Annotated in this window: 19 protein-coding genes and 2 pseudogenes; 5 read left to right on the forward strand and 16 right to left on the reverse strand. The window is 71.6% G+C overall.

The genetic code is table 11. The annotated features are described in order from the left end of the window. Positions 1-110 precede the first annotated feature (110 nt). Positions 111-2,846: an ATP-binding protein gene (locus CLV30_RS06105; protein WP_106536299.1), complete on the forward strand. Its 2,736-nt coding sequence runs from the start codon at positions 111-113 to the stop codon at positions 2,844-2,846. Positions 2,847-2,994: 148 nt separating this feature from the next. On the opposite strand, the gene CLV30_RS06110 is transcribed toward CLV30_RS06105, so the two are convergent. The 3 genes from CLV30_RS06110 to CLV30_RS06120 all read right to left on the reverse strand — a co-directional run bounded on the left by CLV30_RS06110 (position 2,995) and on the right by CLV30_RS06120 (position 5,960). Then, positions 2,995-3,999 (reverse strand): uroporphyrinogen decarboxylase/cobalamine-independent methonine synthase family protein, encoded by a 1,005-nt coding sequence (locus CLV30_RS06110; protein WP_106536407.1) that lies wholly within the window; start codon positions 3,997-3,999, stop codon positions 2,995-2,997. Positions 4,000-4,043: 44 nt separating this feature from the next. Beyond that, positions 4,044-4,412 carry a thioredoxin gene (gene trxA / locus CLV30_RS06115; RefSeq protein WP_106536300.1) on the reverse strand — a complete coding sequence of 123 codons (369 nt, stop codon included), beginning with the start codon at positions 4,410-4,412 and terminating at the stop codon, positions 4,044-4,046. A 129-nt stretch (positions 4,413-4,541) separates the two neighbouring features. Next, positions 4,542-5,960: an alpha/beta hydrolase family protein gene (locus tag CLV30_RS06120; RefSeq protein WP_129710953.1), complete on the reverse strand. Its 1,419-nt coding sequence runs from the start codon at positions 5,958-5,960 to the stop codon at positions 4,542-4,544. A 155-nt stretch (positions 5,961-6,115) separates the two neighbouring features. On the opposite strand from CLV30_RS06120, the gene CLV30_RS06125 reads away from it, so the two are divergent. Genes CLV30_RS06125 through CLV30_RS06135 form a run of 3 tightly spaced genes read left to right on the forward strand, consistent with a single transcriptional unit; the run spans position 6,116 to position 8,593 of the window. After that, the gene (locus CLV30_RS06125) at positions 6,116-7,048 is read left to right on the forward strand and encodes a universal stress protein (RefSeq protein ID WP_106536302.1); all 933 of its coding nucleotides are present in this window, start codon (positions 6,116-6,118) and stop codon (positions 7,046-7,048) included. Between the two features lie 27 nt (positions 7,049-7,075). After that, positions 7,076-7,672, forward strand: coding sequence for a TetR/AcrR family transcriptional regulator (locus CLV30_RS06130; RefSeq protein WP_106536303.1), 597 nt, complete (start codon positions 7,076-7,078; stop codon positions 7,670-7,672). Between the two features lie 33 nt (positions 7,673-7,705). Continuing rightward, complete coding sequence (locus CLV30_RS06135; RefSeq protein WP_106536304.1) at positions 7,706-8,593, forward strand: alpha/beta fold hydrolase; 888 nt, start codon at positions 7,706-7,708, stop codon at positions 8,591-8,593. Here CLV30_RS06135 and CLV30_RS06140 read toward each other — a convergent pair. The 6 genes and pseudogenes from CLV30_RS06140 to CLV30_RS06165 all read right to left on the reverse strand — a co-directional run. Beyond that, positions 8,578-9,015: pseudogene (locus tag CLV30_RS06140) on the reverse strand (arsenate reductase ArsC); the annotation flags it as partial. The gene CLV30_RS06135 and the pseudogene CLV30_RS06140 sit on opposite strands and share 16 nt — an antisense overlap. A gap of 65 nt (positions 9,016-9,080) precedes the next feature. Then, positions 9,081-9,809, reverse strand: coding sequence for an arsenate reductase/protein-tyrosine-phosphatase family protein (locus CLV30_RS06145; RefSeq protein WP_106536306.1), 729 nt, complete (start codon positions 9,807-9,809; stop codon positions 9,081-9,083). Between the two features lie 51 nt (positions 9,810-9,860). Beyond that, entirely contained in the window at positions 9,861-10,958 is a 1,098-nt protein-coding gene (gene mnmA, locus CLV30_RS06150) for a tRNA 2-thiouridine(34) synthase MnmA (protein WP_106536408.1), read from the reverse strand. A 7-nt stretch (positions 10,959-10,965) separates the two neighbouring features. Next, a complete protein-coding gene (locus tag CLV30_RS06155; protein WP_106536409.1) occupies positions 10,966-12,165 on the reverse strand; it encodes a cysteine desulfurase family protein in 1,200 nt (399 codons plus the stop codon). 141 nt (positions 12,166-12,306) lie between these two features. Beyond that, a complete protein-coding gene (locus tag CLV30_RS06160) occupies positions 12,307-13,269 on the reverse strand; it encodes an electron transfer flavoprotein subunit alpha/FixB family protein (protein WP_106536307.1) in 963 nt (320 codons plus the stop codon). A gap of 11 nt (positions 13,270-13,280) precedes the next feature. After that, positions 13,281-14,063 (reverse strand): electron transfer flavoprotein subunit beta/FixA family protein, encoded by a 783-nt coding sequence (locus CLV30_RS06165; RefSeq protein ID WP_106536308.1) that lies wholly within the window; start codon positions 14,061-14,063, stop codon positions 13,281-13,283. A 226-nt stretch (positions 14,064-14,289) separates the two neighbouring features. On the opposite strand from CLV30_RS06165, the gene CLV30_RS06170 reads away from it, so the two are divergent. Then, positions 14,290-15,582, forward strand: coding sequence for a glycosyltransferase family 4 protein (locus tag CLV30_RS06170; RefSeq protein ID WP_106536309.1), 1,293 nt, complete (start codon positions 14,290-14,292; stop codon positions 15,580-15,582). On the opposite strand, the gene CLV30_RS06175 is transcribed toward CLV30_RS06170, so the two are convergent. The 7 genes and pseudogenes from CLV30_RS06175 to CLV30_RS06190 form a co-directional block, all read right to left on the reverse strand. Beyond that, positions 15,541-16,686: an HTTM domain-containing protein gene (locus CLV30_RS06175; RefSeq protein WP_165358559.1), complete on the reverse strand. Its 1,146-nt coding sequence runs from the start codon at positions 16,684-16,686 to the stop codon at positions 15,541-15,543. The two genes, CLV30_RS06170 and CLV30_RS06175, sit on opposite strands and share 42 nt — an antisense overlap. Further along, entirely contained in the window at positions 16,683-17,510 is an 828-nt protein-coding gene (locus CLV30_RS26285) for a DUF5819 family protein (RefSeq protein ID WP_165358558.1), read from the reverse strand. Before CLV30_RS26285 ends, CLV30_RS06175 begins: the two co-directional genes overlap by 4 nt. Before the next feature lie 11 nt (positions 17,511-17,521). Continuing rightward, on the reverse strand, positions 17,522-18,664 hold the full coding sequence (locus CLV30_RS06180) for an HTTM domain-containing protein (RefSeq protein ID WP_165358557.1): 1,143 nt from the start codon (positions 18,662-18,664) through the stop codon (positions 17,522-17,524). Next, a complete protein-coding gene (locus CLV30_RS26290; RefSeq protein ID WP_165358556.1) occupies positions 18,661-19,410 on the reverse strand; it encodes a DUF5819 family protein in 750 nt (249 codons plus the stop codon). Before CLV30_RS26290 ends, CLV30_RS06180 begins: the two co-directional genes overlap by 4 nt. A 116-nt stretch (positions 19,411-19,526) precedes the next feature. Beyond that, positions 19,527-19,886: an LPXTG cell wall anchor domain-containing protein gene (locus tag CLV30_RS27765; RefSeq protein ID WP_425323595.1), complete on the reverse strand. Its 360-nt coding sequence runs from the start codon at positions 19,884-19,886 to the stop codon at positions 19,527-19,529. Positions 19,887-20,501: 615 nt separating this feature from the next. Then, positions 20,502-21,149, reverse strand: a pseudogene (locus tag CLV30_RS27770) (choice-of-anchor G family protein); the annotation flags it as partial. 547 nt (positions 21,150-21,696) lie between these two features. After that, complete coding sequence (locus tag CLV30_RS06190; RefSeq protein ID WP_106536313.1) at positions 21,697-23,535, reverse strand: choice-of-anchor G family protein; 1,839 nt, start codon at positions 23,533-23,535, stop codon at positions 21,697-21,699. Positions 23,536-23,782 lie beyond the last annotated feature (247 nt).

Genomic DNA, 23,782 nt, shown 5'->3' on the forward strand with positions numbered 1-23,782 from the left:
CGGTAGGCATCAGGTTCGTCCGGCCGGGCACGCGTCGGCATCGGCGATCGTCGCCTAGTCGTGCGGCGGCGATCGCCTACTCGACCGGCGTCGCACTAGGCTGTCGAGCGATGAGAGGCCGCCATGCCGAGCGCGAGGCAGTGGACCGCCTGCTCGCGCACGCGCAGGCCGGCCGCAGTGGCGTGCTCGTCGTGCGCGGCGAGGCCGGCATCGGCAAGACGGCGCTGCTACGCCACGCACGCGACGCCGCGTCCGGGTTCCGCGTGGTGCACGCGGTGGGCGTCGAGGCGGAGTCCGGGTTCGCGTTCGCGGGACTGCATCAGCTCTGCGCCCCGGTCCTGGAGCACCTCGGCGCCCTGCCCGAACCGCAGCAGAGCGCCCTCGCTGTGGGGCTGGGCCGCCGCAGCGGCGATCGGCCCGATCCGTTCCTCGTCGGGCTCGCCACCCTCGGCCTGCTGGCCGAGGCGGCGGACGAGCGCCCGCTTCTGTGCGTGGTGGACGACGCCCAGTGGCTCGACACGGTGTCGCTGCAGATGCTGGCGTTCGTGGCGCGCCGGGTGCACGCGGACCCCCTGGCGCTCGTGTTCGGGCTACGCGACCCGGCACGTGACAGCGAAACCGGAGCGCTGCTCGCCGACCTGCCGGTCCTGGACGTCGGCGGCCTGCCCGACGACGATGCTCGCTCCGTCCTGACCGCGGCGGTCCACGAACCGCTCGACGCCGGCGTACGCGACCGCATCGTCGCCGAGGCGCGGGGGAACCCACTGGCTCTGCTCGAGCTGGCCCAGCACGCCGGGCCGACGGAACTGGCCGGCGGGTTCGGCCTGCCGGACGCCGTGACCGTACCGGAGGGCATCGAGGAGAGCTTCCGGCGGCGTATCGCCGTGCTGCCCGAGCCGACGCAGCTGATGTTGCTCGTAGCGGCGGCAGAGCCCTTCGGTGACGTGGAGTTCTTCCGACGCGCCTGCGACCACCTCGGTCTCGGCGTGGACGACGCGGAGCCCGCGCAGGCCGCCGGGCTGCTGGAGTTGGGGACGCGCGTGCAGTTCCCGCACCCGTTGGCGCGCTCGGCCGTCTACGGAGCGGCGGCCGCCGCCGATCGCCGCCGGGCTCACGGCGCGATCGCCGCCTCGATCGACGCGCGGACCGACCCCGACCGCCACACCTGGCACCAGGCCCAGGCGGTGCTCGGCACCGACGAGGCGATCGCCGCCGAACTGCAGCTCGCCGCGGGCCGGGCCAGAGCGCGAGGCGGCCCTGCGGCGGCGGCACTGTTCCTGGAGCGGTCGGCCGCGCTGAGCCCTGACCCCGCCACCCGGGCGCGCCGCACCCTGGACGCGGCCTACGCCAAGCACCAGGCCGGCGCGTCCGACGCCGCCGTGCAGCTGCTCGCCGCCGCCACGCGCGGAACCCTCGACGAGGCCGGCCGCGCCCGGGCGGAGCTCCTGCGGGCACAGGTCGCGTTCCACACGACCCGCGGCAGCGACGTGCCGGGGAAGTTGCTGGACGCGGCGAAGTTGCTCGGCCCCTTCGACGCCGCGCTGTCCCGCGAGACCGCGCTGCACGCCATCGAGGCGGCAATGCTCGTCGGCAGGTTCGGCCAGGGCGGAGGGGTGACGGAGGTCGCCGAGGCAGCACGGACAGCGCCCCCGCCCGCCACGCCACCCCGACCGCTGGACCTTCTGCTCGACGGTCTGGTGACGCACTTCGTGGCGGGATACCCGCAGAGCGTGCCCGCTCTGCGCCGGGCGGTCGAGTCCTGCGGCGACACGCCAGCACCCGCCGACGAGGACGGGTTCGGCCGGCAGTGGCTGTTCTGCCATACCGCCCTGGGCCTGTGGGACGCCGCCGCAGCCCGTGCTCTCGGCACGGACTTCGTACGGCACGCCCGTGAGAGGGGCGCGCTGACGACGCTGCCGTTCGCGCTCAACTTCCTCGCGACGGTGCTGGTGCAGGACGGCGAACTGAGCCGCGTCGCCGAGCTCATCGACGAGTCCGACACGATCGCCGGGGCGACGCGCAGCGCACCGATCCCACACGGCAGGCTCTTGCTGGCGGCCTGGCGGGGGGACCACGCCGAGGCCACCGAGTTGCACCGCACGAGCGTCGACGACGCGACCCGGCGAGGCGAGGGCACGGCGATCACCATCGCCGACTACGCGCTCGCTGTGCTGCACAACGGCCTGGACGACCACGACACGGCCTTGGAGGCCGCCGAGCGGGTACGGGACTCCGGCGAGATGGTGCACGCGGCGATGGCGCTGCCGGAGCTCGTCGAGGCGGCCGTCCGCGCGAGCCGACCAGAGCGGGTCGCCTCCGCCGTGGAGGACCTCGGTGTCCAGGCACGCGCCACGGGTGCACCGTGGGCACGCGGACTGCATGCGCGCTCACGAGCGCTGACCACGGACGGACCGGACGCCGAGGCGCTGTTCCGCGAGTCGGTCGAGGACCTCAGCCGCGCAGGGACGACAGCGCATCTCGCCCGCACCCGGCTGCTCTACGGCGAGTGGTTGCGCCGCGAAGGCCGGCGCCGCGACGCGCGTGAACAGCTCCGGACCGCCCACGAGCTGCTGTCCGCCATGGGCGCGGAGGGGTTCGCGGCCCGTGCCGCCGACGAGCTGCGAGCCACCGGCGATCAGCCCCGCATGCGCTCCGCCCAGCCCTCCGACGCCCTCACCGTCCAGGAGCTTCGTATCGCGCGGCTGGTCGCCACCGGCGCCACCTCCAAGGAGGCCGGTGCCCAGCTCTTCCTCAGCCCGCGCACCATCGACGCCCACCTTCGCAGCGTCTTCCGCAAGCTCGGCGTCACTTCACGCCGACAGCTCCGCGACCTGCACCTCGCTTGATCGGCCACCTGTTCTCTCGCCGCCACCGGAGCGCCATTCCGCTCTGGCACTGCCGGTGACGGACGGCCGCTCCTCGAGCGAGCTCGGAACGAGGCCCTGATCACGGCCTTTCTGGACGGCCTGGCCGACTGACCCGACGCGGTTGGGCTCAGCCCACCGCCATGTCGGCGAAGGCTCGAGCCGTCGACGACGCCAGCGCATACGCCTCGCGCGCCCACCCGGCGTCCGCGCGGGCCAGGCCACACGCCGGCGTCACGACGGTGCGCGCCGCCGTCATCGCCGGGTCCTGGTCGAGCCGGCGCCACAGGCCGACGATGCGCTGTGCCAGCTCCCGTTCGGTCGGCGGTGTCGCGGGTCGCGTCGACGGAACCACGCCCGGCCACACGGCCAGACCCTCGTCCACGGCGGCGGCGAGCTCGTCCAGCACGGGGCCACCGAGCACGGACGGGTCCACACTGACGGCCGTCGCACCGGCCCGCCGCAGCAGCGACACCGGCACGTCGGGGGCACAACTGTGCACGACGACGGGCACGTCCGCAGCCTGCACGACCAGCGCGAGCAGCGACTCCGCCTCGTGTGCCTCGACCGGACGCAGCCGCCCGTACCCGCTGATGGTGGGGATGCTCCCGGCCAGAACCGCCGGCAGGCTCGGCTCGTCGAGCTGCAGCAGCACCTGCGTGCCGGGCAACCGGCGCCGGACGTCGGCGACGTGCGTCCGGACGCCCTCGGCCAGCGACTCGGCCAGATCGCGGCGAGCGCCGTGATCGGAGACGGCACGGTCGCCGCGCATCTTCTCCAGACTCGCCGCCAGCGTCGACGGGCCGCAGACCTGGACCTTCACCGGGCCGGTGAGCCCGTGCCCGGCGATCTCGAGCGCGTCCAGGTCGGCGGCGAGCGCCGATCGCGCACGCCGCTCGTCCGCACCCTCACGCTCGATCAGCCGCCAGCCGGACGGCTGGAGGTCGACGTGCAGGTCGATCAGTAGCGCGGCCGTGCGCGCGACCATGCTCGCGACGGCGCCGCGGTTCGGCAGCTCCGGCAGGTGCGGCAGGTCCGGGAGTTCACCGAGGACGATGCGCGCGGCCTCGTCCCGGTCGTCGTACGGCAGTGAGCCGACGCCGGTCGCGGCGCCGGTGGTCCAGGGGAAGTCCACGGACACCGACCCTACGACGGCGCCGCGACCGGCGTCCGGTGCCCTCAACCCGTCTCGGCCTGCTCGGCCGCCTGCCGGGTCACCTCGTCCATGTCCAGGGCGCGGACCTGCGAGATGAGGTCCTCCAGCGCGTGCTCGGGCAGCGCGCCGGGCTCGGCGTACAGCACGACCCCGTCCCTGATCGCCATCAGCGTGGGGATCGAGGTGATCTGCATCGCACCGGCCAGCTCACGTTCGGCCTCGGTGTCGACCTTCGCGAACACGATGTCCTCGTGCCGTTCCGACGCCTTCTCGTACACGGGGGCGAACTGCCGGCACGGCCCGCACCAGGCTGCCCAGAAGTCCACCAGCGTGATGCCGTCCGAGGTCGTCACGTCGTTGAACGTCTCTTTGGTGATGTCGACCGTCGCCATTGTCTCCGCTCCCTTCACGGTGTCCGGGGACGGAACGCGGCGGCCGGCTCGCGAATTCCCCCGGCCGGTGTCCACGTCCCGTCCCCCACGGAGTCCGTGCGGCGACGATCCGCCGGCGACGACGCCGGGTCAGAACGACGGGCGCAGCGACCGTGGCGGCCGGAACTCGGTGAACGCCGGCGGCAGCGCCCAACCGGGCTGGTACGCGAAGTCCAGCACCCGCTCGTACCGATCGTCGAACCGGCTCACCGCCGCGTTCAGGTGGCTCGGGCTCGTCGGGCCCCAGCGGCCGGTCTGCACCCGCTGCAGCAGCGTCCGGAGCGCGACGATCTCGTCCGCGGCGCTGAACGCGCAGTGGTTGCCCCGCTGCACCCACAGTTGCCGCAGGTCGCCGCGGTCACCGTTGCGGCGGACCTGGCGCGCGTACCAGCCCTGCTGATCCGGGAGGGCGCCACCGTCGCCGGTGTTGTGCACGGTGAGTACCGGAGCGGGCGTGGTGCCGCGCACGCTGAGTTCGTCGATGGCCCGCCGTGCCTGCGGATCGGCGCTGATCCGCGGAGCCGCCGCGAGGCTGCGCAGGTCGGCGGCGAGCTGCCGGCGGTCTCCGCCGTATGCCTGCACCGCCAGGTCACGCCGGGCGGAGTGCGCGAACAGCCGGCGGTAGTTGACGCCGGTGTTCCACGACGGGTTTCCGCCCGCTCGCGCCTCGAGGTCGCCGCGGCCGGCCGGGCCGAGGCCCATGACGTACGCGTAGCGGATCCAGTCGAGCTGCTGACGCAGGCGGGCGCCGAGATCCGTGGGCTCGGGATCGGGCGTGGAGTACCAGCCGGGGACGTTGCCGATCGCGCCGGCCAGGGCGAGCCGGGCCCGGCCCAGCTCCGTCGTCGTCGCCTCGTCGATGGCGGCGAGCAGGAGCTCGGTGCTGCGTGCCGGATCACGCGCCTCGACCAGATCGATGTCCTGGCCCGGAGCCAGCAGCGTCCTGATGACGTAGGCGATGTCCAGCGCGGTGTTCCACGATGCGTTGAAGTCGTACTCGGCGCACACGGTGAGCACGCCGTCGAAGCGTCGCGGACGGAGCTCGGAGAGCTTGGCCGCGATGCCGCCGCCCATCGACATCCCGCTGGACACCGTGGTCTCGGGGGTGCCGACGTGCTCGTCGAACCAGTCCAGAACCGCGACCTGGTCCTGCAGCGCGTCCTCCACCACGAAACCGGTCCTGCCCGTGAAGTCCGACGCGGCGAGCGCGTACCCGTGTTCCAGCAGCCACTGCTCGGTCCGCGAGTGAGTGGACAGCGCGACGCCCGGGGGCATCTGCATGCCCGGCGGGTAGTACCCGTGGCTGAACAGCACGAGCGTGCCGTTCCACTGTGCCGGGACCTCGACGCGGAAGTCGGCACCGTCGATGGTTCCGGTGTAACTGCGGCCGTCCTCCGTTGCCACGGCCGCCGTCGCGGCGCCCGGCGCGGCGGCTGCCGGTGCAGCGGTGGCCAGCACCAGTCCGAGTAGGGTGCACAGCGCCGTCCAGCGCCCACGCATGCTTCTCATCGTCCTGCCTCCTGTCTGTCGGTTGTCGACTCACCTCCGCGTCGAACGTGACGTCGCGAAATCGACACGGCAGGAACGCCCGCACCGGCCTGTTTGCATGATCCGGGAGCGGGTAAGCCCTTGCGCGTTTCCGGATCCGGCGGTGAGCTGGTGCAATGACGAACACAGGAGATCGCGAAGAGGCCGGCCGAACCCGCTCCGACCCCGAACGCACCATCGTCGTGGGCGTGGACGGCTCGCCTGCCGCACTGAACGCCACCCACTGGGCCGCCCGCGAAGCGCAGGCACACGGTGATGCGCTCCGCCTGGTCCATGCCTATCCCATCCAGGTGTATCCGGTGCCGCACCCGGTGTCCGGGCCGGACCATGCCGCGAACGTGTTCCGCATGACCGAGGACCTGCTCGCCGCGCGGGGGTACGGCGACCTCGAGGTGTCCACGGTCACCGAGGAGGGCCCGGCGCCGCAGGCGCTGCTGCGGCACGGCTCCGAGGGCCGCATGCTCGTGGTCGGGCGCTCCACGCAGCCACCGTTGGCGACGTTGTTCCTCGGCTCCACCGCGACGGCCAGCGCCACCCACGCGCACGTGCCCGTCACCGTGGTCCCGACCGAGTGGGAGCCCGGAAACACCCCCGCGGACGTGCTGCTCGGCGTCGACGGGTCGAAACGGTCGCGCTCGGCCGTCGAGTACGCGTTCGCGCTGGCCGCCGCTCGCGGCACCCGGGTGATCGCCGTGCACGCGGTCGAGCTGCCCTACGGCTACCCGCAGGCCAAGCCGTTGCGCAGCGACGAGACCGTGTTCGAGGAATACTCCTCGAAGGTGTTCAGCACCGCGCTGGACGCGCAGCGCCGCGCCCACCCCGACGTCGAGGTCACGACCGCCGTCGAGTACGCGAACCCGTCGAACGCGCTGGCCAAACATGTCGAGTCGGCGGACGTCGCGGTGATCGGCGGGCGCGGGCACGGCGTCATCACCGGCCTGTTGCTGGGCTCGGCGGCGCGGTCACTGCTGCACCGGCTCCCCTGCCCGGTCACCGTCGTCCACGAGCCGCGCGAGGCCCGCAAGGAGGAACCGGCCACCGACTCCTGACCGAACGATCGTGCTATTCTCGGCAGCGTGACCAAAGGATCGGACACCCGCCGAGTGATCCTCGGGCACGGCGTCGACGCCGCGTACCGAGTGGGGCTCGGCGGGCTGAGCATCGGTCACCTGGCCACGGCCACCGGCATGTCGAAGAGCGGCCTGTTCGCGCACTTCAGGTCCAAGGAACAGTTACAGCTCGAGGTGCTGCGCGAGGCACGCGAGCAGTTCGTCGACGCCGTCGTCCGCCCGGCGCTGGCCGCACCACGCGGCGAACCGCGGGTACGCGAACTCTTCGAACGGTGGGTGACCTGCGGAAAGGCGCGCATGCCCGGCGGCTGTCTGTTCGTGAAGGCGGCGACCGAGCTGGACGAGCAGCTCGGCCCGGTGCGCGACCAGCTCGCCCGTGACCACCGCGACCTCTACGACACCATCGCGCGCATGTTCCGCGGAGGCATCACCGAAGGGCACTTCCGCGCGGACGCGGACCCGGTCCAGTTCGCCGCCGACCTCGACGGCGTCATGCTGTCGTACTACCACGCGCACCGGCTGCTCGACGACGACGGCGCCGAGGCCCGCGCCCGGCGCGCACTCGACACGCTGCTCGACGCCGCGCGCTCGCCCGCTCGCTGACACACCCACCGCACCTGCTGGAGGCACACCGAGATGACCGACGACTCTCCCAAAAAACGCACGATCGTTCGTGCGAACGATCGCCTCCGGGTCGCCTCCGTCCGGGCATCGTTCGGCCTGCTCGAACGGTTCGCCCCGAAGGCGGCCGGCGCCAGGGCGGCACGGCTGTGGTGCACCCTGCCCGGCAACGCGGGCCGGCGCCGCGACGAGCGGCCAGACGCCGGCGAACGCTCCTGGCTGGACATCGGCGACGGCAGGCACGTCGCCGTCGAGACCTGGGGGTTCGGTCCGCCGGTCTACCTGATGCACGGGTGGGGAGGCTGGCGCGGCCAGCTGGGCGCGTTCGTCACACCGCTCGTCGACGCCGGGTTTCGGGTGATCGCCGTCGACGCGCCCAGCCACGGCGAGTCCGCGCCCGGCCGGCTGGGCGCCGGCCGCTCACTCGGCCCGGAACTGACCGACACCCTCGTCGCCGCCACCGGACGACACGGGAAGCCGGCCGCCGTCGTCGCCCACTCGCTCGGCTGCGCGACGACCGCGCTCGCGGTACACGACGGCATGCCCGCCGCGCGCCTGGTGCTGATCGCACCGAGCATCGCCGTCGAACCCGTGGCCTCGGCGTTCTGCCGCACCGTCGGTCTGGGACCTCGCGGACGGCAGGCGATGATGGCGCGGCTGGAGATGCTCGCCGGACGCCCGATGTCGGACTACGACATCGCCGGGCTCGGCACACGCACCGAGCTGCCGCCCACCCTCGTCGTGCACGACCGCGACGACAAGGAGGTTCCGTACGACCAAGGGGTGCGGCTCGCCTCCGACTGGCCGAGCGCGGAACTCGCCACCACCGAAGGGCTCGGACACCAGCGGATCCTGCGCGACCGCGGCGTCGTCGACCTGGTCGTCGGCTACGTCGCCGGCTGACCCCGCCCGGTCGCGCTGGACACCGGGACGTCAAGGCGCTCGAGCAGATCGCGGACCCGCCGCTCGATCTCGTCGCGGATCGGCCGCACCGCGTCGACGTCCCGACCGGCCGGGTCGTCCAGCGCCCAGTCCTCGTACCGGGTTCCGGGAAAGACCGGGCAGGTGTCGCCGCAGCCCATGGTGACGACGACGTCGGCCGCGCGGACGACCTCGTCGTTCCACGGCTTCGGGACCTCCGTGCCGATGTCGATGCCCCGCTCGGCCATGACCTCGACCGCCACCGGGTTCACCTCGCTCGCCGGCTCGGAGCCGCCGGAACGGGCCAGCGCCCGCTCACCCGCCAGATGCCGGAAGAACCCGAGCGCCATCTGGGACCGCCCGGCGTTGTGCACGCACAGAAACACCACCGTCGGTCGCCCGCCGTCGTGCGTCCGTTCGTCTCGCGGCAGGTCGCGAGCGGCTGCGGGTGGCGTGCTGGCGGGCTCGGTCATGACGTCCTCCGTCGGGTGGGGTGCGTGGCGTGGGCGGGGTGCTCGGTGTGGACGACCTGGCCGGCCAGCCGCGGAACCCGGCTGGTGAGATCGGCGACAACAGCGTCGAACGCCTGGTCGGAGGCCTCGCGGACCGGATCCGGGATCGACCAGTGCAGCCGGTCGTCGTCCGGCAGCTCCTCGTGTGCCTGGTCGCAGACCGCCACGACGAGATCGCCGGGCCGGATCACCGCCGCGACGTGCCGCGTCGTGGGCGCGTGCAAGGTGACGCCATGCCGGCGAGCGACCGCCAGTGCGCCGGGATGGACCCGCTCGGCCGGGTGCGTTCCCGCCGACGTCACCGGGAACGGGCTCCACCGTCGCCACAGCCCAGCGGCGAGCTGCGACCGCGCGGAGTTGCGGCTGCACACGAACACCACACGCGAGATGTCGTGCTGTGACGCCTTCGGCTGTGCCGTCGGCGACGACACGACGGAGGCCGCGTCGGTCAGGGTGACGTAGCTGCGCCGCCGGTCGCCTTCGGAGCGCCGGCGGCGGACGAGCCCGACTTCCTCGAGGACCCGGAGATGGTGCGCGAGCAGGTTCGAACCGACGTCGAGCCGCTCGGCCAGCTCACCGGGGGTCAGATCGCCGACCGCCAGAGCGTCGACGATCGCGAGCCGCCCCGCGTCGCCCAGCGCCGCGTGGACGGCGGCCCGCCGCTCCAGCGATACCTCAACATCCATTGCCTCAATACTCACTGACCTTTCTATCCCCGTCAAGCGGACGCGGAATGATCACGACGGGACGGGTGCGGCAGCGCGGGTGGTGTCGATCGTGGCCGAGCCGATGACGCGGGAGTCCTGGTAGAGGACGACGGCCTGGCCCGGCGCCACACCTTCCTGCGGCTCGTCGAACTGCACCACCACCTCGGAACCGTCGGCCGAGACCGCCACCGACGCGTCGACGGGCGTGCCGTGCGCCCGGAACTGCGCCGAACATCGCATCGACGACGCCGGTGCGGCACCGCACCACCGCGGCGACACGCCGGTCAACTCGCCGACGGCCAGTTCCTCGCGCGGCCCCACCGTCACCCGGCGGTCGACCGGCGAGATGTCGAGGACGTACCGCGGCCGCCCGTCCGCGGCCGGGGTGCCGATCCGCAGGCCGCGCCGCTGGCCGATGGTGAACCCGTAGGTGCCGTCGTGCTCGCCCACGACCTGCCCGTCGGTGTCGACGACCTCGCCGGGAGCCTCTCCCAGCTGGTCACGGAGGAAGCCGGCGGTGTCCCCGTCGGAGATGAAACAGATGTCGTGGCTGTCGGGCTTACGCGCGACCGCGAGGTCGCGGCGCTCGGCCTCGGCCCGGATGTCCGTCTTGACGGTGTCACCGAGCGGGAACATCGCGTGCGCGAGCTGCTCGCCGGTCAGCACGCCCAGCACGTACGACTGGTCCTTCTCGGGGTCGACGGCGCGGTGCAGCTCACGCCCGGACGGCGTGTCGACCACGCGTGCGTAGTGGCCTGTGCCCACCGCGTCGAACCCGAGCGCCAGCGCCCGGTCCAGCACGGCCGCGAACTTGATCTTCTCGTTGCAGCGCAGGCACGGGTTCGGCGTCCGCCCGGCGGCGTACTCGGCGACGAAGTCGTCGACGACGTCGGCACGGAACCGTTCCGCGAGATCCCAGACGTAGAACGGGATACCCAGCACGTCCGCGGCGCGGCGGGCGTCCCGGGAGTCCTCGATGGTGCAGCATCCCCGCGCCCCCGACCGAAAGGACTGCGGATTGGACGACAACGCCAGATGGACCCCGGTGACGTCGTGGCCGGCCTCGACCAGCCGGGCCGCGGCCACGGCGGAGTCCACACCGCCGGACATCGCCGCCAGGACACGCATGATCACTTCACCTCGTTCGGGACATCGTCACGTTCATCAAGCCTGCCGCGCGGGCGCGTTCGGCCACCGGGCCGATGGCGTCGACCAGCGCATCGACGTCCGCGCGCGTGGACGTCTGCCCGAGCGTGAACCGTAGCGACCCACGCGCGATCTCGGGGTCGACGCCCATGGCCAGCAGCACGTGTGACGGCTGAGGCACGCCCGCCGTGCACGCGCTACCCGTGGAGCAGTCGATGCCCGCGGCGTCGAGCAGCAGCAGCATCGCGTCACCCTCGCACCCCGGGAACGAGAAGTGCGCGTGCCCGGGCAGGCTACGCGCCGGGTCGCCGTTGCGCACGGCGTCGGGCACGGCCGCTCGCACGCCGTCGACCAGCGCGTCTCGCAGCCGCGCCAGCTCGCCCGCCCGTTCACGGACGTCGGGGACGCCGGCGCGCAAGGCCGCCGCGAAGCCGGCCGCCGCCGGCGCGTCGAGCGTGCCCGACCTGACGTCGCGCTCCTGGCCGCCGCCGTGCTGGACGGGGACGAGGTCGAGCTCGCGCCGTGCGAGCAGGGCACCGGAGCCCACGGGGCCGCCGATCTTGTGGCCCGACACGGTCAGGGCGTCCAGCCGCGACTCCGCGAAGTCGACGGGCACGTTGCCGACGGCCTGCACGGCGTCGGAGTGCACGGGCACGCCGTGCTCGCGTGCCACCGCGGTCACCTCGCCGACCGGCTGCAGCGACCCGACCTCGTTGTTCGCCCACATCACGGTGACGAGGGCGACCGACTCCGGGTCGGCGGTGACCGCGCGCCGCAACGCGTCCACGTCCACCCGGCCCGCGTGGTCGACCGGCAGCCACTCGACCTTGGCGCCCTGCTCCGCGGCCAGCCAGTCGAGCGCGTCGAGGACGGCGTGGTGCTCGACCGCGGAGGCAAGGATGCGAACCCGGCGCGGGTCGGCTGCCCGGCGCGCCCAGAAGATGCCCTTGACGGCCAGGTTGTCCGCCTCGGTGCCGCCGGAGGTGAACACGACCTCGCTCGGCCGTGCACCCAGGCTGGCGGCGACGGATTCGCGCGACTCCTCGACAAGCTTGCGAGCACGACGCCCGGAGGCGTGCAACGACGACGGGTTGCCGAGAGTAGCCATCGTCGTGGCGACGACGTCGATCACCTCGGGCAGGATCGGCGCCGTCGCCGCGTGGTCGAGGTACACCCGGCGCTCAGACATGACCACGCCAGTCTACGTCGTCACGCTGGGTGCCCCGCCCGGAGCGATGGCCGTCACCATGCGACTCCACGCATCACGAGGCTTGTAGGGGTGGTGACGCATGGAATTCCATGGTGAACGTGGTCATTTGCGCCGCAGCGGTCAGGAGCGGGAGCGGATCTCCTCGACCGCTTGGGGCAGCACGGTGTGCAGGTCGCCGACGACGCCGAAGTCCGCCATGGCGAAGATGGGCGCCTCGGCGTCCTTGTTGACGACCACGATGGTCTTCGACGTCTGCATCCCGGCCCGGTGCTGAATGGCGCCGGAGATGCCGGCCGCCAGGTACAGCTGCGGCGACACGGTCTTGCCGGTCTGCCCGACCTGGTACGCGTGCGGATACCAGCCGGAGTCGACGGCGGCGCGGGAGGCGCCCACGGCACCGCCGAGCGCGTCGGCCATCGCCTCGACCGGGACGAAGTCGCCCGCGGTGCCGCGGCCTCCGGACACCACGACGCCGGCCTCGGTCAGCTCGGGCCGTCCGGTCGCCACCCGCGGCGTCCGCTCGACCACACGCGCCTTGCGCGCGGACTCCGAGATCGACACGTCGACCTTCTCGTCGACGGGCGTCACCTCGGCCGGTTCCGGCGTGGCGGCGTTCGGCTTGACGGTCACGATCGGCGTGCCGACGTTGACCCGCGCCGCCACCGTGTATCCGCCGGCGAACACCGACTGGGTGGTGGTCACACCGCCGTCGCCACCGTCGCCGGGCGCGACGTCGACGGCGTCGGTGATCAGCCCGGATCCGAGCTTGACGGCGAGCCGTCCGGCGATCTCCTTGCCGTCGGCGTTCGACGTCAGCAGCACCGCGGCCGGCCGCACCTCGCCGGCGATCTGCGCGAGCGCCTCGGCCTTCGGCGCGACCAGGTACTCGTCGAGCTCCGGGGTGTCGACGACGTAGGCCTTGGCGGCGCCGAACCGTCCCAGCGTCTCCTTCGCGACGTCGTATCCCGGGCCGAGGAAGACCGCGGCCGGCTCGCCGACTCGCCGCGCGAGAGTGAGCAGTTCGGTGGTGGTCTTGCGGACGTCGCCGTCGACGTGGTCGACGAGGACGAGGATCTCTGCCATCGCGGGTCTCCCTACACGAACTTCTGCGCGGCCAGGTACTCGACGAGGCGGGTTCCGCCGTCGCCCTCGTCGGTGACGATCTCGCCCTGCGTCCGCTCGGGGCGCTTGGTGACCTCGTCGACGACCGACGTCGCGGCGGCGAGCCCGACGGTCGACGGGTCGATGTCCAGGTCGGCCAGCGACAACGTCTCGACCGGCTTCTTCTTGGCCGCCATGATGCCCTTGAACGACGGGTAACGCGGCTCGTTGATCTGGTCGGTGACGGAGACGATCGCCGGTAGCGCCGCCTCGACGCTCTCGGAGGCGGTGTCGCCGTCGCGACGGCAGCGCACGGTGCCGTCGTCGACGGAGAACTCACCGACGAACCCCACGTGCGCGAGGTCGAGGTGCTCGGCGAGCATCGCCGGCACGACGCTCATGCCGCCGTCGGTCGAGGCCATCCCGGTGAGGACGAGGTCGACGTCGCCGATGCGGCGCAGCGCCGCGGCCAGTACCCGCGCCGTCGCCGGCGCGTCCGAGCCGTGCAGCGCGTCGTCACTGATGTGCACACCGGAGTCGGCGCCCATCTGCAGCGCCTTCTTGATCGCGTCCGCGGCGCCGGACGGGCCCATGGTGAGCGCGACCACCTCGGCGTCGCCGCCGTCGGCGACGGTCAGCGCTGATTCGATGGCGTACTCGTCGAGCTCGGACAGCAGCCCGTCGACGCCGGTCCGGTCGGTGGTGTGGTCCGCGTCGTCGAACGTCCGCTCCGCGGTGGCGTCCGGGACGTGCTTGACCAGGGCGACGATCTTCATGGCCGCTACGACCTCCTGTCGATGGGTCCGCAACGTGGCTAGCGTGCCACCTCCGCGCGCCGGGCCGGCGGACGGGGTTTTCGCGGTGTGCGAATGCTCCGTAGGTTACCGGCCGGTAACCGGTCGCACCAAGCGGCGCCGGCGTGCAACGCGTCACAGTCCGCACTCCGCGCGGATGCCCGCGAAACCCTACGGTACGGCGACCCGGCTGTGAGACCATCACGCGATGCGGATCCTCGTCGTCTCGTGGGAGTACCCCCCGGTCATCTACGGCGGGCTGGGGCGGCACGTGCAACGCCTCACCGAAGGTCTCGTCAGCGACGGACACGACGTCAGTGTCGTCACCCAGACCCACCCGGACGCCCCGGACGAAGAGGACGTGCACGGGGTCCGGGTGCTGCGCGTCCGCCCGGACCCGCCTGCCGGCCCGGAACGGCCCACGGACCTCGTGCCGTGGGTCCTCGCGCTCAACACCAGCCTCATCCGCGCCGCACACCACCTGACCCGCGAGTGGCTGCCCGACGTGGTGCACGCACACGACTGGGTCGACGCCCACGCCGGCATCAACCTCGCCCGCGCCCTCGACCGTCCGCTCGTGGCCACCGTGCACGCCACCGAAGCCGGGCTTTGGGACGGCTGGCTGTCGACGCCGCTGTCGCGCGCCCGGCACGACATCGAGGCATGGATGGTCGCCGAGGCCGGCCGGACCATCGTCTGCTCCGAGGCGATGCGCGTCGAGGCCTCCGCCGCGTTCGACGTCCCGCCCGACGACCTGACGGTCATCCTCAACGCCGTGGACCAGCCGGCGTGGAGCACCCCGCCGCGGGCACGCGAGCAGATGCGCGAACGGTTCGGCATCCCGCCGACGACACCGATGCTGGTCTTCGGCGGCCGGCTCGAGTGGGAGAAGGGCGCCGACATCTGCATCGAGGCGCTGGCCCAGGTGCGTCAGCGCCACCACGACGCACGGCTCGTCCTCGCGGGCGCGGGCAGCCAGGAGGTGGAGCTGCGCCGGCTGGCCCAGCGGCTGCAGATCGACCACGTCGTGCAGTTCGCCGGGCGCCTCGACCAGTCCGACCTGGCGGCGTTGTTCGGGACGGCCGACGTCGCCCTCGTCCCCAGCTCGTACGAGCCGTTCGGCATCGTCGCGCTGGAGGCCGGCGCCGCCGGCACACCGGTGATCGCCGGCGACAGCGGTGGGCTGCGCGAAGTCGTCGAGCACGACGTCACCGGCCTGCTGGTCCCGCCGCGCGACACGATGGATCTCGCCGCCGCGGTGCTGCGCGTGCTGGACGAGCCCGGGCTCTCCGACCGCCTGGTCCAGGCCGCGCACCAGCGCACCGCGAAGGATTTCGTGTGGTCCGTGGTGGCGCGGGAAACCGAGAAGGTCTACGCCTCCGCCATCACCGAGCCGCGACCGCCACGGCCCCGGCCCGCTCCCGCCGTCGACGGCAACGTGCTGGCCGACCGGCCGGAGTCAGTCCGGCAGGCGTGGCGGCGTGCCCGCGGCGACCTCTGAGCCGTCCGCCGGGCGTTCGCGCCGGCTCGGCGCCGTCGGCACCGGCTCGCCGGGCGCCCCGCTGTCCGTGCCGTCCCCGGCCGTCGCGTCTCCGTCCCCGGCCGTCGCGTCTCCGTCCCCGGCCGTGGCGTCCCCTTCGCCGCGCCGGGACCGCCGGAGCCACCGCGCGAGCGCCCGGTACGTCACGTCACGGACGAAGACGGCGTCAGCGGCGATCATCGCCAGCGAGAACCACGGCAGCGCCATCGTCACCGCGATGCCCACGTGCATCGAGAAGATCAGCAGCAGCGCGACCACCCGGGTGCCGCGGCGCATGAGCAGCAGCGGGAACAGCACCTGCACGAACACCGTCACGTAGCTGCCGGCGGTGACGAACAGTCCGCTCGCGTAGACGATCTCGTTCAGCGCGGGCCACGAGACGTACTGGTCGATCTGCAGCGGGTAGTAGAGCCCGACCCCCTCCTGCCACATGTCGCCCTGGACCTTCGACAGCCCGGACGTCATGTAGACGATGAAGATCTGGGCGGACACCGCCAGCAGCGCGACGTTGTGGAACAGCACCCCCGTCCACGACGGCAGCGGCACCAGCGGCCGGTAGTCCTCTCGGGCGCGGCGGCGCGCGTCGAGTGACCAGTGCCTCGCGGTGTCGGCGAAGCACAGGAACAGCAGCATGATGCGGACCAGGTTGTCGCCGGCATCGTCGGCGATCGGGTTCAGCCGCATCAGCGAGGCGACGGCGATCATCAGCAGCGGCGTCACGACCCTGGTCCGCCAACCCAGCATGAACGCCACAGCCAGCGCCATGAGCAGCAGATACTTCAGCGTGAACACGGCCGCCGGGTCACCGGCGCCGAACACCCAGGTGAACGGGAACCCGTAGTCGTCGACGGTCAGCCACGGCGAGAGCCAGCGTGCGCCGGGGCCCCACACGTAGTGCCGGTCGGCGAAGTTCACCGTCAACGTGCCGAGGATCATGACGCCGAACAGGATCCGCATGACGGCGAGCCCGTACGTCGCCTTCTTGCCGTCGAAGAGCCACCGCTCACCGGAGTCGAGGACGCGGCCCATTCCGGCGGTGATCTCCCGCCACGCTTCGCCGATCATTCCTGCAGTCCTTCGACGGTGCGGGCGAACGCCGACTCGTCCTGCTCGCTGTCGACCAGGACCGGCCGCCAGCCGAACTCGCGGGTGCTGTGCGACGGGTGCTGCGGCTCCGGCTCCATGCGCTCGTCCCATCGCGGCACCGGGGTGCGCCGCAGCTCGAACTGGACGGCGACGACGTCACGCCCCCAGATCGCCTTCGCGAACTGCGTGGCGTACCCGGTCGTGACCCGGTCGGCGCGGACGACGTTGGCCACCTCCGACGACGTCTCCCCGCCCTGAGAGTCGATGAGATCGCCGGCGAGCGGGCGCCAGTCGGCCATGTCCCGGTAGTCGTCGGCCACGATCTCCTGCTGCTCGTCGGTCAGGTCGTACCAGGCCGAGCTGAGCCGCCGGTGCAGGTTGGACGAGAGGCGGCTCGCCCGCGACGGCGCGGGGTTGTGATGGACGAGACTCCACTCCAACTGGGTGGGGTTGCGCCATTCGGTGACCTCGACGTCGCCGGTCTGCGGATCACGCACCTGCGCCCGCACCAGCAGCTCGTCCTCGGCGTTGATCGGGTTGGGCGCGAACAGGCTCCAGTTCTGCACGAAGAACGGCCGCATGTAGCCGTTGACCTCGGCGGCGACCGACTCACTGACCGGGCTGGACGGCGCGTTCCACAGGAACGTGGCCGCGAAGTGGATCCCCACGAGACCGACGAGGAAGAACGCGAGCCCCTTTGCGACAGGCGGGGGCTCAGCCGCGCGCCGGCCACCGTCCGCGGCGTGCGGACCTGCGGCGTCCTCGCGGCGCACCGGCTTGCCCGGCGAGTTCTCCTCCGACACGGGAGGCCAGGCTAGTAGATGAGCTCACCGGCCGGTTGCCGACGTTCCGGTCCCGGACCGGCGGGTTCGGTCGGGTGCGCGTCGAGCGAGTCGTCCGCCGGTTCGCCGCTGTCCGGTGGCTCGTCCGGCGCCGGGCGCCGGCGCCGTCTGCGCTGCCAGGCACCGCGGACCTGCTGCGCCACCGCGCGGTAGGTGCTGTCGCGCACGAACACCTGATCGCCGGCCATGATGAACAGCGAGAAGAACGGCAGCCCCATGATCACCGCGATGCCCGCGTGCATCCCCAGGACGCCGACGAGGCCGAACACCCGGGTGGTGCGCCGCATCAGCAGCAGCGGGAAGAACAGCTGGATGAACACCGAGAAGTACGACACCGCCAGCACGCCGAAGGCGTTGGCCGACAACAGGTCGTTGAGGAACGGCCACGGCCGGTAGTGGCTCACCTGCAACGGGTAGAAGACCGCGGTGCCGTCCTGCCAGTACTCGCCCTGGATCTTGTACATGGCCGAGGCGACGTAGATGATGCAGACCTGTCCGGCCACGGCGAGCACGGACAGGTTGTGCAGCAGGGTCGCCAGCAGGCTCGCGTTCCGCCGCACCCGCGCCGGCGGCGTCGGCAACGTGGCCAGCAACCGGCCCGCCGTGCCACGTGCCGCGCGGGCGCGGCGCCGCGCGTCCAGCGACCATCGTCCGGAAATGTCGGCGAAGCACAGGTAGATCAGCAGGATCCGGAAGATGTTGTCGCTCTGGTCGCCGTAGAGCGGGTTGGACTCGATCAGGCTGACCCAGCAGACGAGCAACAGCGGCGCGACGACCCGGGTCCGCCACCCGAGCGTCAGCGCAATCGCCAGCGCCAGCACGACCAGCAGCTTCACGGTGAGCTCTGTCGGCGCGCTGCCGCCCGCGAACAGCGTGAACGGCCAGTCGAACCCGCCGTTGCGCTCCAGCGGCGACATCCACTGGGATGCGTCACCCCAGAGGTAGTGCCGGTTGCTCCAGTTCGCCAGCAGGAACCAGACGGCGCCGAGCCCGAAGATGATCCGGACGACCGCGACACCGTAGCTGGCTCGCCTCGCGTCCAGAAGCCACCGTTCACCGAACTCGATCCGGCCGCCGATGTGGTCCAGCGCGGCGTCGTACGCCCTTCTGATCACGACCCGAACCTCTCGATCGCGTCCGTGAACGCGCCCTCGTCCTGCGCGTCGTAGCGGTAGAGCGGCCGCCGGCCGAACTGCCGCTCGGTCACCTCGGGTTCGTCGCCGCGATCGTCGAACCGGGGCGCCCGGGTCACGCGGATCTTGAACTCGACGTAGGCGAAGTCTTGGTCCCTGCCCCACCGGGCCCATACGAACTGCGTCGCGTAGGCGGCCATCGCCCGGTCCAGCCGCAGCACGTACGAGATCCGCTCGTCCGAACTGTGCTCGTCCAGGGCGACCATCCGCGCTTCCATCCGGTCCCAGGCGTCGGTGTGGTAGTCACCCGAGAGCACGGACCGTTCCGCCGGCGTGACCTCGCGGTACTGCTCGCGCATGTGGCCGGCGAGGCGACGGGTGACGATGCCGGCGCGCGACGGCGCGAGGCTGTGCAGGACGTTGCCGTCCACCTCGGTCTCGGTCGCGCTGACCCAGTCGGTGGAACGCTCGTCGTCGTACCATCCGCGGACCAGCAGGTCGTACTCGACGCTGATGGGCGTCGGAGCGAACAGGTTCCAGTCCTGCTGGAACATCGGGTACATGTACGACGTCAACGACTCGCCGAGGCTCTGCTTGGCCGCGTTGGCCGGGCCGACGTAGACGGCGGTGGCGAACAGGTGCGCGCAGAGCAACGCGCCCAGCATCCCCGCGACGACCTTGATCCAGATGGGCCGGTTGCCCGGCGTCTCTTCGGTTCGCTTGCTCACGTGCCGCCCCTCACGGGTACCGAGTCAGGCGTGGACGTACCGAGACCGGCGGGCCCACCGTCACGCACGTGGTGGGCCCGCCGGTTCATCGTGTCAACGACAGTGCGACCGGCGCCTCAGGCCTCGGTCACACCGCGCTTGCGGGACACGGCGTACGCCGCGAGCCCGCCGGCGAGCATCAGGCCCAGGCCGATGATGAGCAGCTGGCTGGAGCCGGCACCGGTGTCGGGCAGCTCGTCGCCGCCGTTCTCGGCGCCGCCGGCGTCAGCCTCACCGTCGGTCTCGGTGCCGTCGACCTCAGTGCCGTCGACCTCGGTCCCGTCGACCTCAGTGCCGTCGACCTCGGTCCCGTCGACCTCAGTGCCGTCCACCTCGGTCCCGTCGACCTCGGTCCCGTCGACCTCAGTGCCGTCCACCTCAGTGCCGTCCACCTCAGTGCCGTCCACCTCAGTGCCGTCCACCTCAGTGCCGTCCACCTCAGTGCCGTCGACCTCAGTGCCGTCGACCTCAGTGCCGTCGACCTCCGTGCCGTCGACCTCAGTGCCGTCGACCTCAGTGCCGTCCACCTCGGTCTCCTGACCGGGGTCGGCGAGCGTGTTCGGGCCGACCGTCGACTCGGCGAGAGTCAGCGAGACGCCACCCTGAACGTCGGGCAGCAGCGTCGCCTGCAGAGCGGCCACGCTGTACTCCTCCGACATGGTGTCCCGGGTCTCGATCGCGGACTGTCCGTCCGACGGGGCCGGCTGGTCCGGCTGCACGTTCACCTTGACCGACACGAGGCCGGACAGCGCCTCCGACAGGCCGTCGGTCAGGTTCTCGACGCCGAGGCTGCCGAGCAGGTCGCCCAGCGCACCGCCGAGCTCGTCGCCGAGCAGGCCGGACAGGATGCTGTCGATCGCGTCGAACAGCGCCGGCCCGATCAGCTCGGTGTTCGGGGGGAGCGTGTTGAGCCCCTCGAACACCTTGTCGAGGTCGATCGTGATGGTGCCGTTCTCGAGGTCGACGTCGACGCCCTGCGCCTTTGCCTCCTCCAGCTCCGGCACGGTCGGGCCGTTGGCGCCCAGCCCGAGCGGCCCGCCGGTCTGGCCGCCGAGCAGCGGCACCGTGATCACCAGCTTGCCACCGGCGATCTCGTAGTCCCGCTGGACTTCGAACGCGTCGCTGTCGTTCGGCTGCAGATGCGCCTCGGACGAGATCGCGCCCAGCTCCAGCTGGACATCGGCGATGAGGTCAGTGAACTCCTCACCCAGCAGATCGGTCAGGTTGAACGTCGCATTGGCCGGGAAGCCCGCGTCGACGCCGGTACCGATGGCTCCGTTGTCGGCGACGGCGCCGGTCGCGGCATGCGACGTGGCGCCGTCCTCGGCGGTGGCCCACTGGTTGGCCGCCCCGAGTTCGAGGATGTCGCTCAACGGCAGCTGGACGCCACCGGGAACGTTGACGTTGATCGCGTCGAGCACGGTCACGTCGAAGGGATTTGCGTCAGTGACCGGCTCCGGGTCGCCGAGGTTCTCGACCTCGACGCCCGCGACCTCGACGATCTCGTCCAGGTCCTGACCCAGGACCTGGCCGTCGAGGAACCGCGCAGCAGCGCGAGATTCATCGCCCTCGGCCGCTGCGGCGGGTGCAAGCCACGCACCCATCGCGAATACCGGGGCAAAACCAGCGACGAGCAGCGTTTTCGCAGCTCGGCGCCGGTGAACAACAGGTGTTGCAGGCATGCCTTCTCCTCTTGGCATTTTGGCGGGCTCCTCCGTGGCCGTCAGATACGCCCTGGCCCACGGAGCGTGATCATGAACCTACAACCACCCCGGGAACGTGTCTCGTTCTTGGCGATATTCGGCCCCGAGGCCGTTGACCACCCAATCGGCACGCCCCGTTCGCAAAGTCGCACAACAGACATCTATGACATACCTCGCGAAGTGGTACAAAAATCGGACAAACCGACCTGTCGGACCTAAAGAGCAGACCGTCAGGAACGCCGACAAATCCATGCGGATCAATCGGACATTCCGTACAGGAACCCGAGCGAAGAAGGCACCAATGGTCTAAACCCAGCCGTAGGTTCTCTTAATCGAATCGTTATCTCAATTGAGAGCCCCGGTGGCGCCGTCACTCGCGCGACATTGGAACCTTCGTCGCAGCTCAGCGTCCGTGTAGGCGAGGCCGGCGTAGGCCGTTCGGGCGATGTCAGCCCAGCCGGCGTTCGTGCAACAGCCACGGGTCCGTATCCGGCCGCCCGGACACGGACCCGTCGGCTGCGGTCACCTCAGCGACGACATCGCATCATCGCTGCGGCAATCCCCGGCGGCGGCTGACCGCATAGGCCGCGATGCCGCCGGCGAGCATGAGTGCGAGACCCAGGATCAGGAGCTGATTGGACGACGACCCGGTGTCGGGCAGTCCCGTACCGGCTCCGGCGCCACCGGCACCACCGGCCGCGGCGTCACCACCGACAGCGCCACCAACGGCGCCGCCGACAGCGCCACCGTTCCGGGCCACGTCGGCCCCGGTCTCCTGACCGGCCTCGGCCACCGTGTTCTCGCCGACCTCGGAACGGGCCAGCGTCACGACCGCGGCCGGGTTCGCCGGCAGCACGGTGACCTGGACGGCGGCCACTCTGTACGGACCGTCGCTCACCCGAGGCTCGGCCGTCGTGGACGGCAGCTGCGAGTGGTGCTCGTCGACCGGTTCCGCGGACACGTCCGGCTGGACGTTCAGCTTGATGGACAGCAGCTGCGCCAGCGCCTCGCCGACGGGCGCGAGCGTGTCGGTCAGCCCTCCGAGCAGCCCGGCCGCCGTCTCACCCAGCGTGGTGAGCACGCCGCCCTCGGCGAACACCGTCTCGTCGATCGTGCCGCCGACCACCGCGAGGATCTGGTTCATCGTCTCGGCGATCACCGGCGCGATGAGGCCGGGGACGGTGCCGGTGCTGTTGTCCTCGATCTGCGCCTTGCCGCTGACGATGTTGCCGAGCGTGTCGTTCAGCACCAGGTCCAGCGTGCCGACCTGCGTCCCCAGGACGGGGTCGGTCACCTCTGCGTAGATCGCCAGGTCGAGCTCCGCCTTCTGCAGGGCGTCCTCGACCACGGCCACCAGGTCCTGGACGGCCTTGTCGAGCACCTCACCGACGGTCGCGGCCAGCTCGTCGAGGACCGCCTGGCTCAGGACCTCGGTGTTCGGAGCCTGCCCGTTCAGGTCGCCGAGCAGAACGCCCAGGTCGACGACGAGCGTCCCTTCGGCCAGGTTCAGCTGGACCCCGGTCCCCTCGCCGATCGGGGTGGCGAGGAACTCCTGGACCGCGCTCTGCAGGTCGGTCTCGAGCGTCGCGGTCACGTCGACCTTCTCGGCGCCGATCAACGCCAGCAGGTCGGTCAGCGCCGACAGGCTCTCGACGGCGCCGGTGACCGAGCCCTCGGGTCCGACGAGCCCGTTGACCGTCTCGTCGACCGTCCCGACCGCCTGCTCGACCTTGGGGCCGAGATCGGCCAGCGCGGGCACGCCGAGCTTCAGCTTCCCGTTGGCGATCTCGTAGTCGCGGGTCAGCTCGAAGGCGCCGTCGGCCGATTCCGGTCCCACGAGGTGGGCCTCGGACGAGACGGCGCCGAGCTCGAGCTCGACGTCGGCCACCAGGCCGGTGAGCTTGTCACCCAGGACGTCGCTGAGGTCGAACGTGGCGTTGCCCGGGAAGCCCGCGTCGACGCCGGTGCCCACACCGCCGTTGTCGGCCACGGCGCCGGTCGCCGCGTGCGAGGCGCCCGCGTCCTCGGCGGTGGCCCACTGGTTCACCGCGCCGAGCTGAACGATGTCGCTCAGCGGGAGCTGCACGCCGCCGGGAACGTTGACATTGATCGAGTCGAGAACCGTCAGGTCGAGCGGGTTCGTCGCCGTCACGGGGTCCGGCTCACCGAGATTCTCGACCTCGACGCCGGCCAGTTCGGCCGTGTCGTCCAGATTCGTTCCGAGGATCTCACCGGAAAGAAACCGCGCCCCGGCACGGGACGAGTCACCTTCGGCCGCGGACGCCGGCGTCAGCGACGCGCCTACGGCGAGTACCGGAGCCAGACCCAGCGCGAGCAGGGCGCGCGTCGTTCGTCGCCGACCGTGTGTCTCCGTGTGTGCCATGCGCTCTCCTCACATCAACGGTCCCACCGAATGTTCGGTGCTTCGCGCCATCCGCATGCCACCACCGGGACGACTGGCGCATACGAAATGAACGTAACGGCCGTTCCGGCGCTCCGCCACCGTGAATACGACCGCGGCTATGACTAGAAGAAATGGCTATCTTGACGACGCTCGGCGCAAGCTCGACCGATATCGCCAATCAGGCGCAACCCTGACAATCCGAACGGCTGGAAACGGTCACTCAGGA

The organism is Haloactinopolyspora alba (assembly GCF_003014555.1).
Classification (GTDB): domain Bacteria; phylum Actinomycetota; class Actinomycetes; order Jiangellales; family Jiangellaceae; genus Haloactinopolyspora; species Haloactinopolyspora alba.

Excerpts from the sequence above, each read along its gene's own strand:
- CLV30_RS06105 (WP_106536299.1), top strand. The coding sequence starts at position 111 with ATGAGAGGCCGCCATGCCGAGCGCGAGGCAGTGGACCGCCTGCTCGCG.
- trxA (WP_106536300.1), bottom strand. The coding sequence starts at position 4,412 with ATGGCGACGGTCGACATCACCAAAGAGACGTTCAACGACGTGACGACC.
- CLV30_RS06120 (WP_129710953.1), bottom strand. The coding sequence starts at position 5,960 with ATGAGAAGCATGCGTGGGCGCTGGACGGCGCTGTGCACCCTACTCGGA.
- CLV30_RS06125 (WP_106536302.1), top strand. The coding sequence starts at position 6,116 with ATGACGAACACAGGAGATCGCGAAGAGGCCGGCCGAACCCGCTCCGAC.
- CLV30_RS06135 (WP_106536304.1), top strand. The coding sequence starts at position 7,706 with ATGACCGACGACTCTCCCAAAAAACGCACGATCGTTCGTGCGAACGAT.
- CLV30_RS06145 (WP_106536306.1), bottom strand. The coding sequence starts at position 9,809 with ATGGATGTTGAGGTATCGCTGGAGCGGCGGGCCGCCGTCCACGCGGCG.
- mnmA (WP_106536408.1), bottom strand. The coding sequence starts at position 10,958 with ATGCGTGTCCTGGCGGCGATGTCCGGCGGTGTGGACTCCGCCGTGGCC.
- CLV30_RS06155 (WP_106536409.1), bottom strand. The coding sequence starts at position 12,165 with ATGTCTGAGCGCCGGGTGTACCTCGACCACGCGGCGACGGCGCCGATC.
- CLV30_RS06160 (WP_106536307.1), bottom strand. The coding sequence starts at position 13,269 with ATGGCAGAGATCCTCGTCCTCGTCGACCACGTCGACGGCGACGTCCGC.
- CLV30_RS06165 (WP_106536308.1), bottom strand. The coding sequence starts at position 14,063 with ATGAAGATCGTCGCCCTGGTCAAGCACGTCCCGGACGCCACCGCGGAG.
- CLV30_RS06170 (WP_106536309.1), top strand. The coding sequence starts at position 14,290 with ATGCGGATCCTCGTCGTCTCGTGGGAGTACCCCCCGGTCATCTACGGC.
- CLV30_RS06175 (WP_165358559.1), bottom strand. The coding sequence starts at position 16,686 with ATGATCGGCGAAGCGTGGCGGGAGATCACCGCCGGAATGGGCCGCGTC.
- CLV30_RS06190 (WP_106536313.1), bottom strand. The coding sequence starts at position 23,535 with ATGGCACACACGGAGACACACGGTCGGCGACGAACGACGCGCGCCCTG.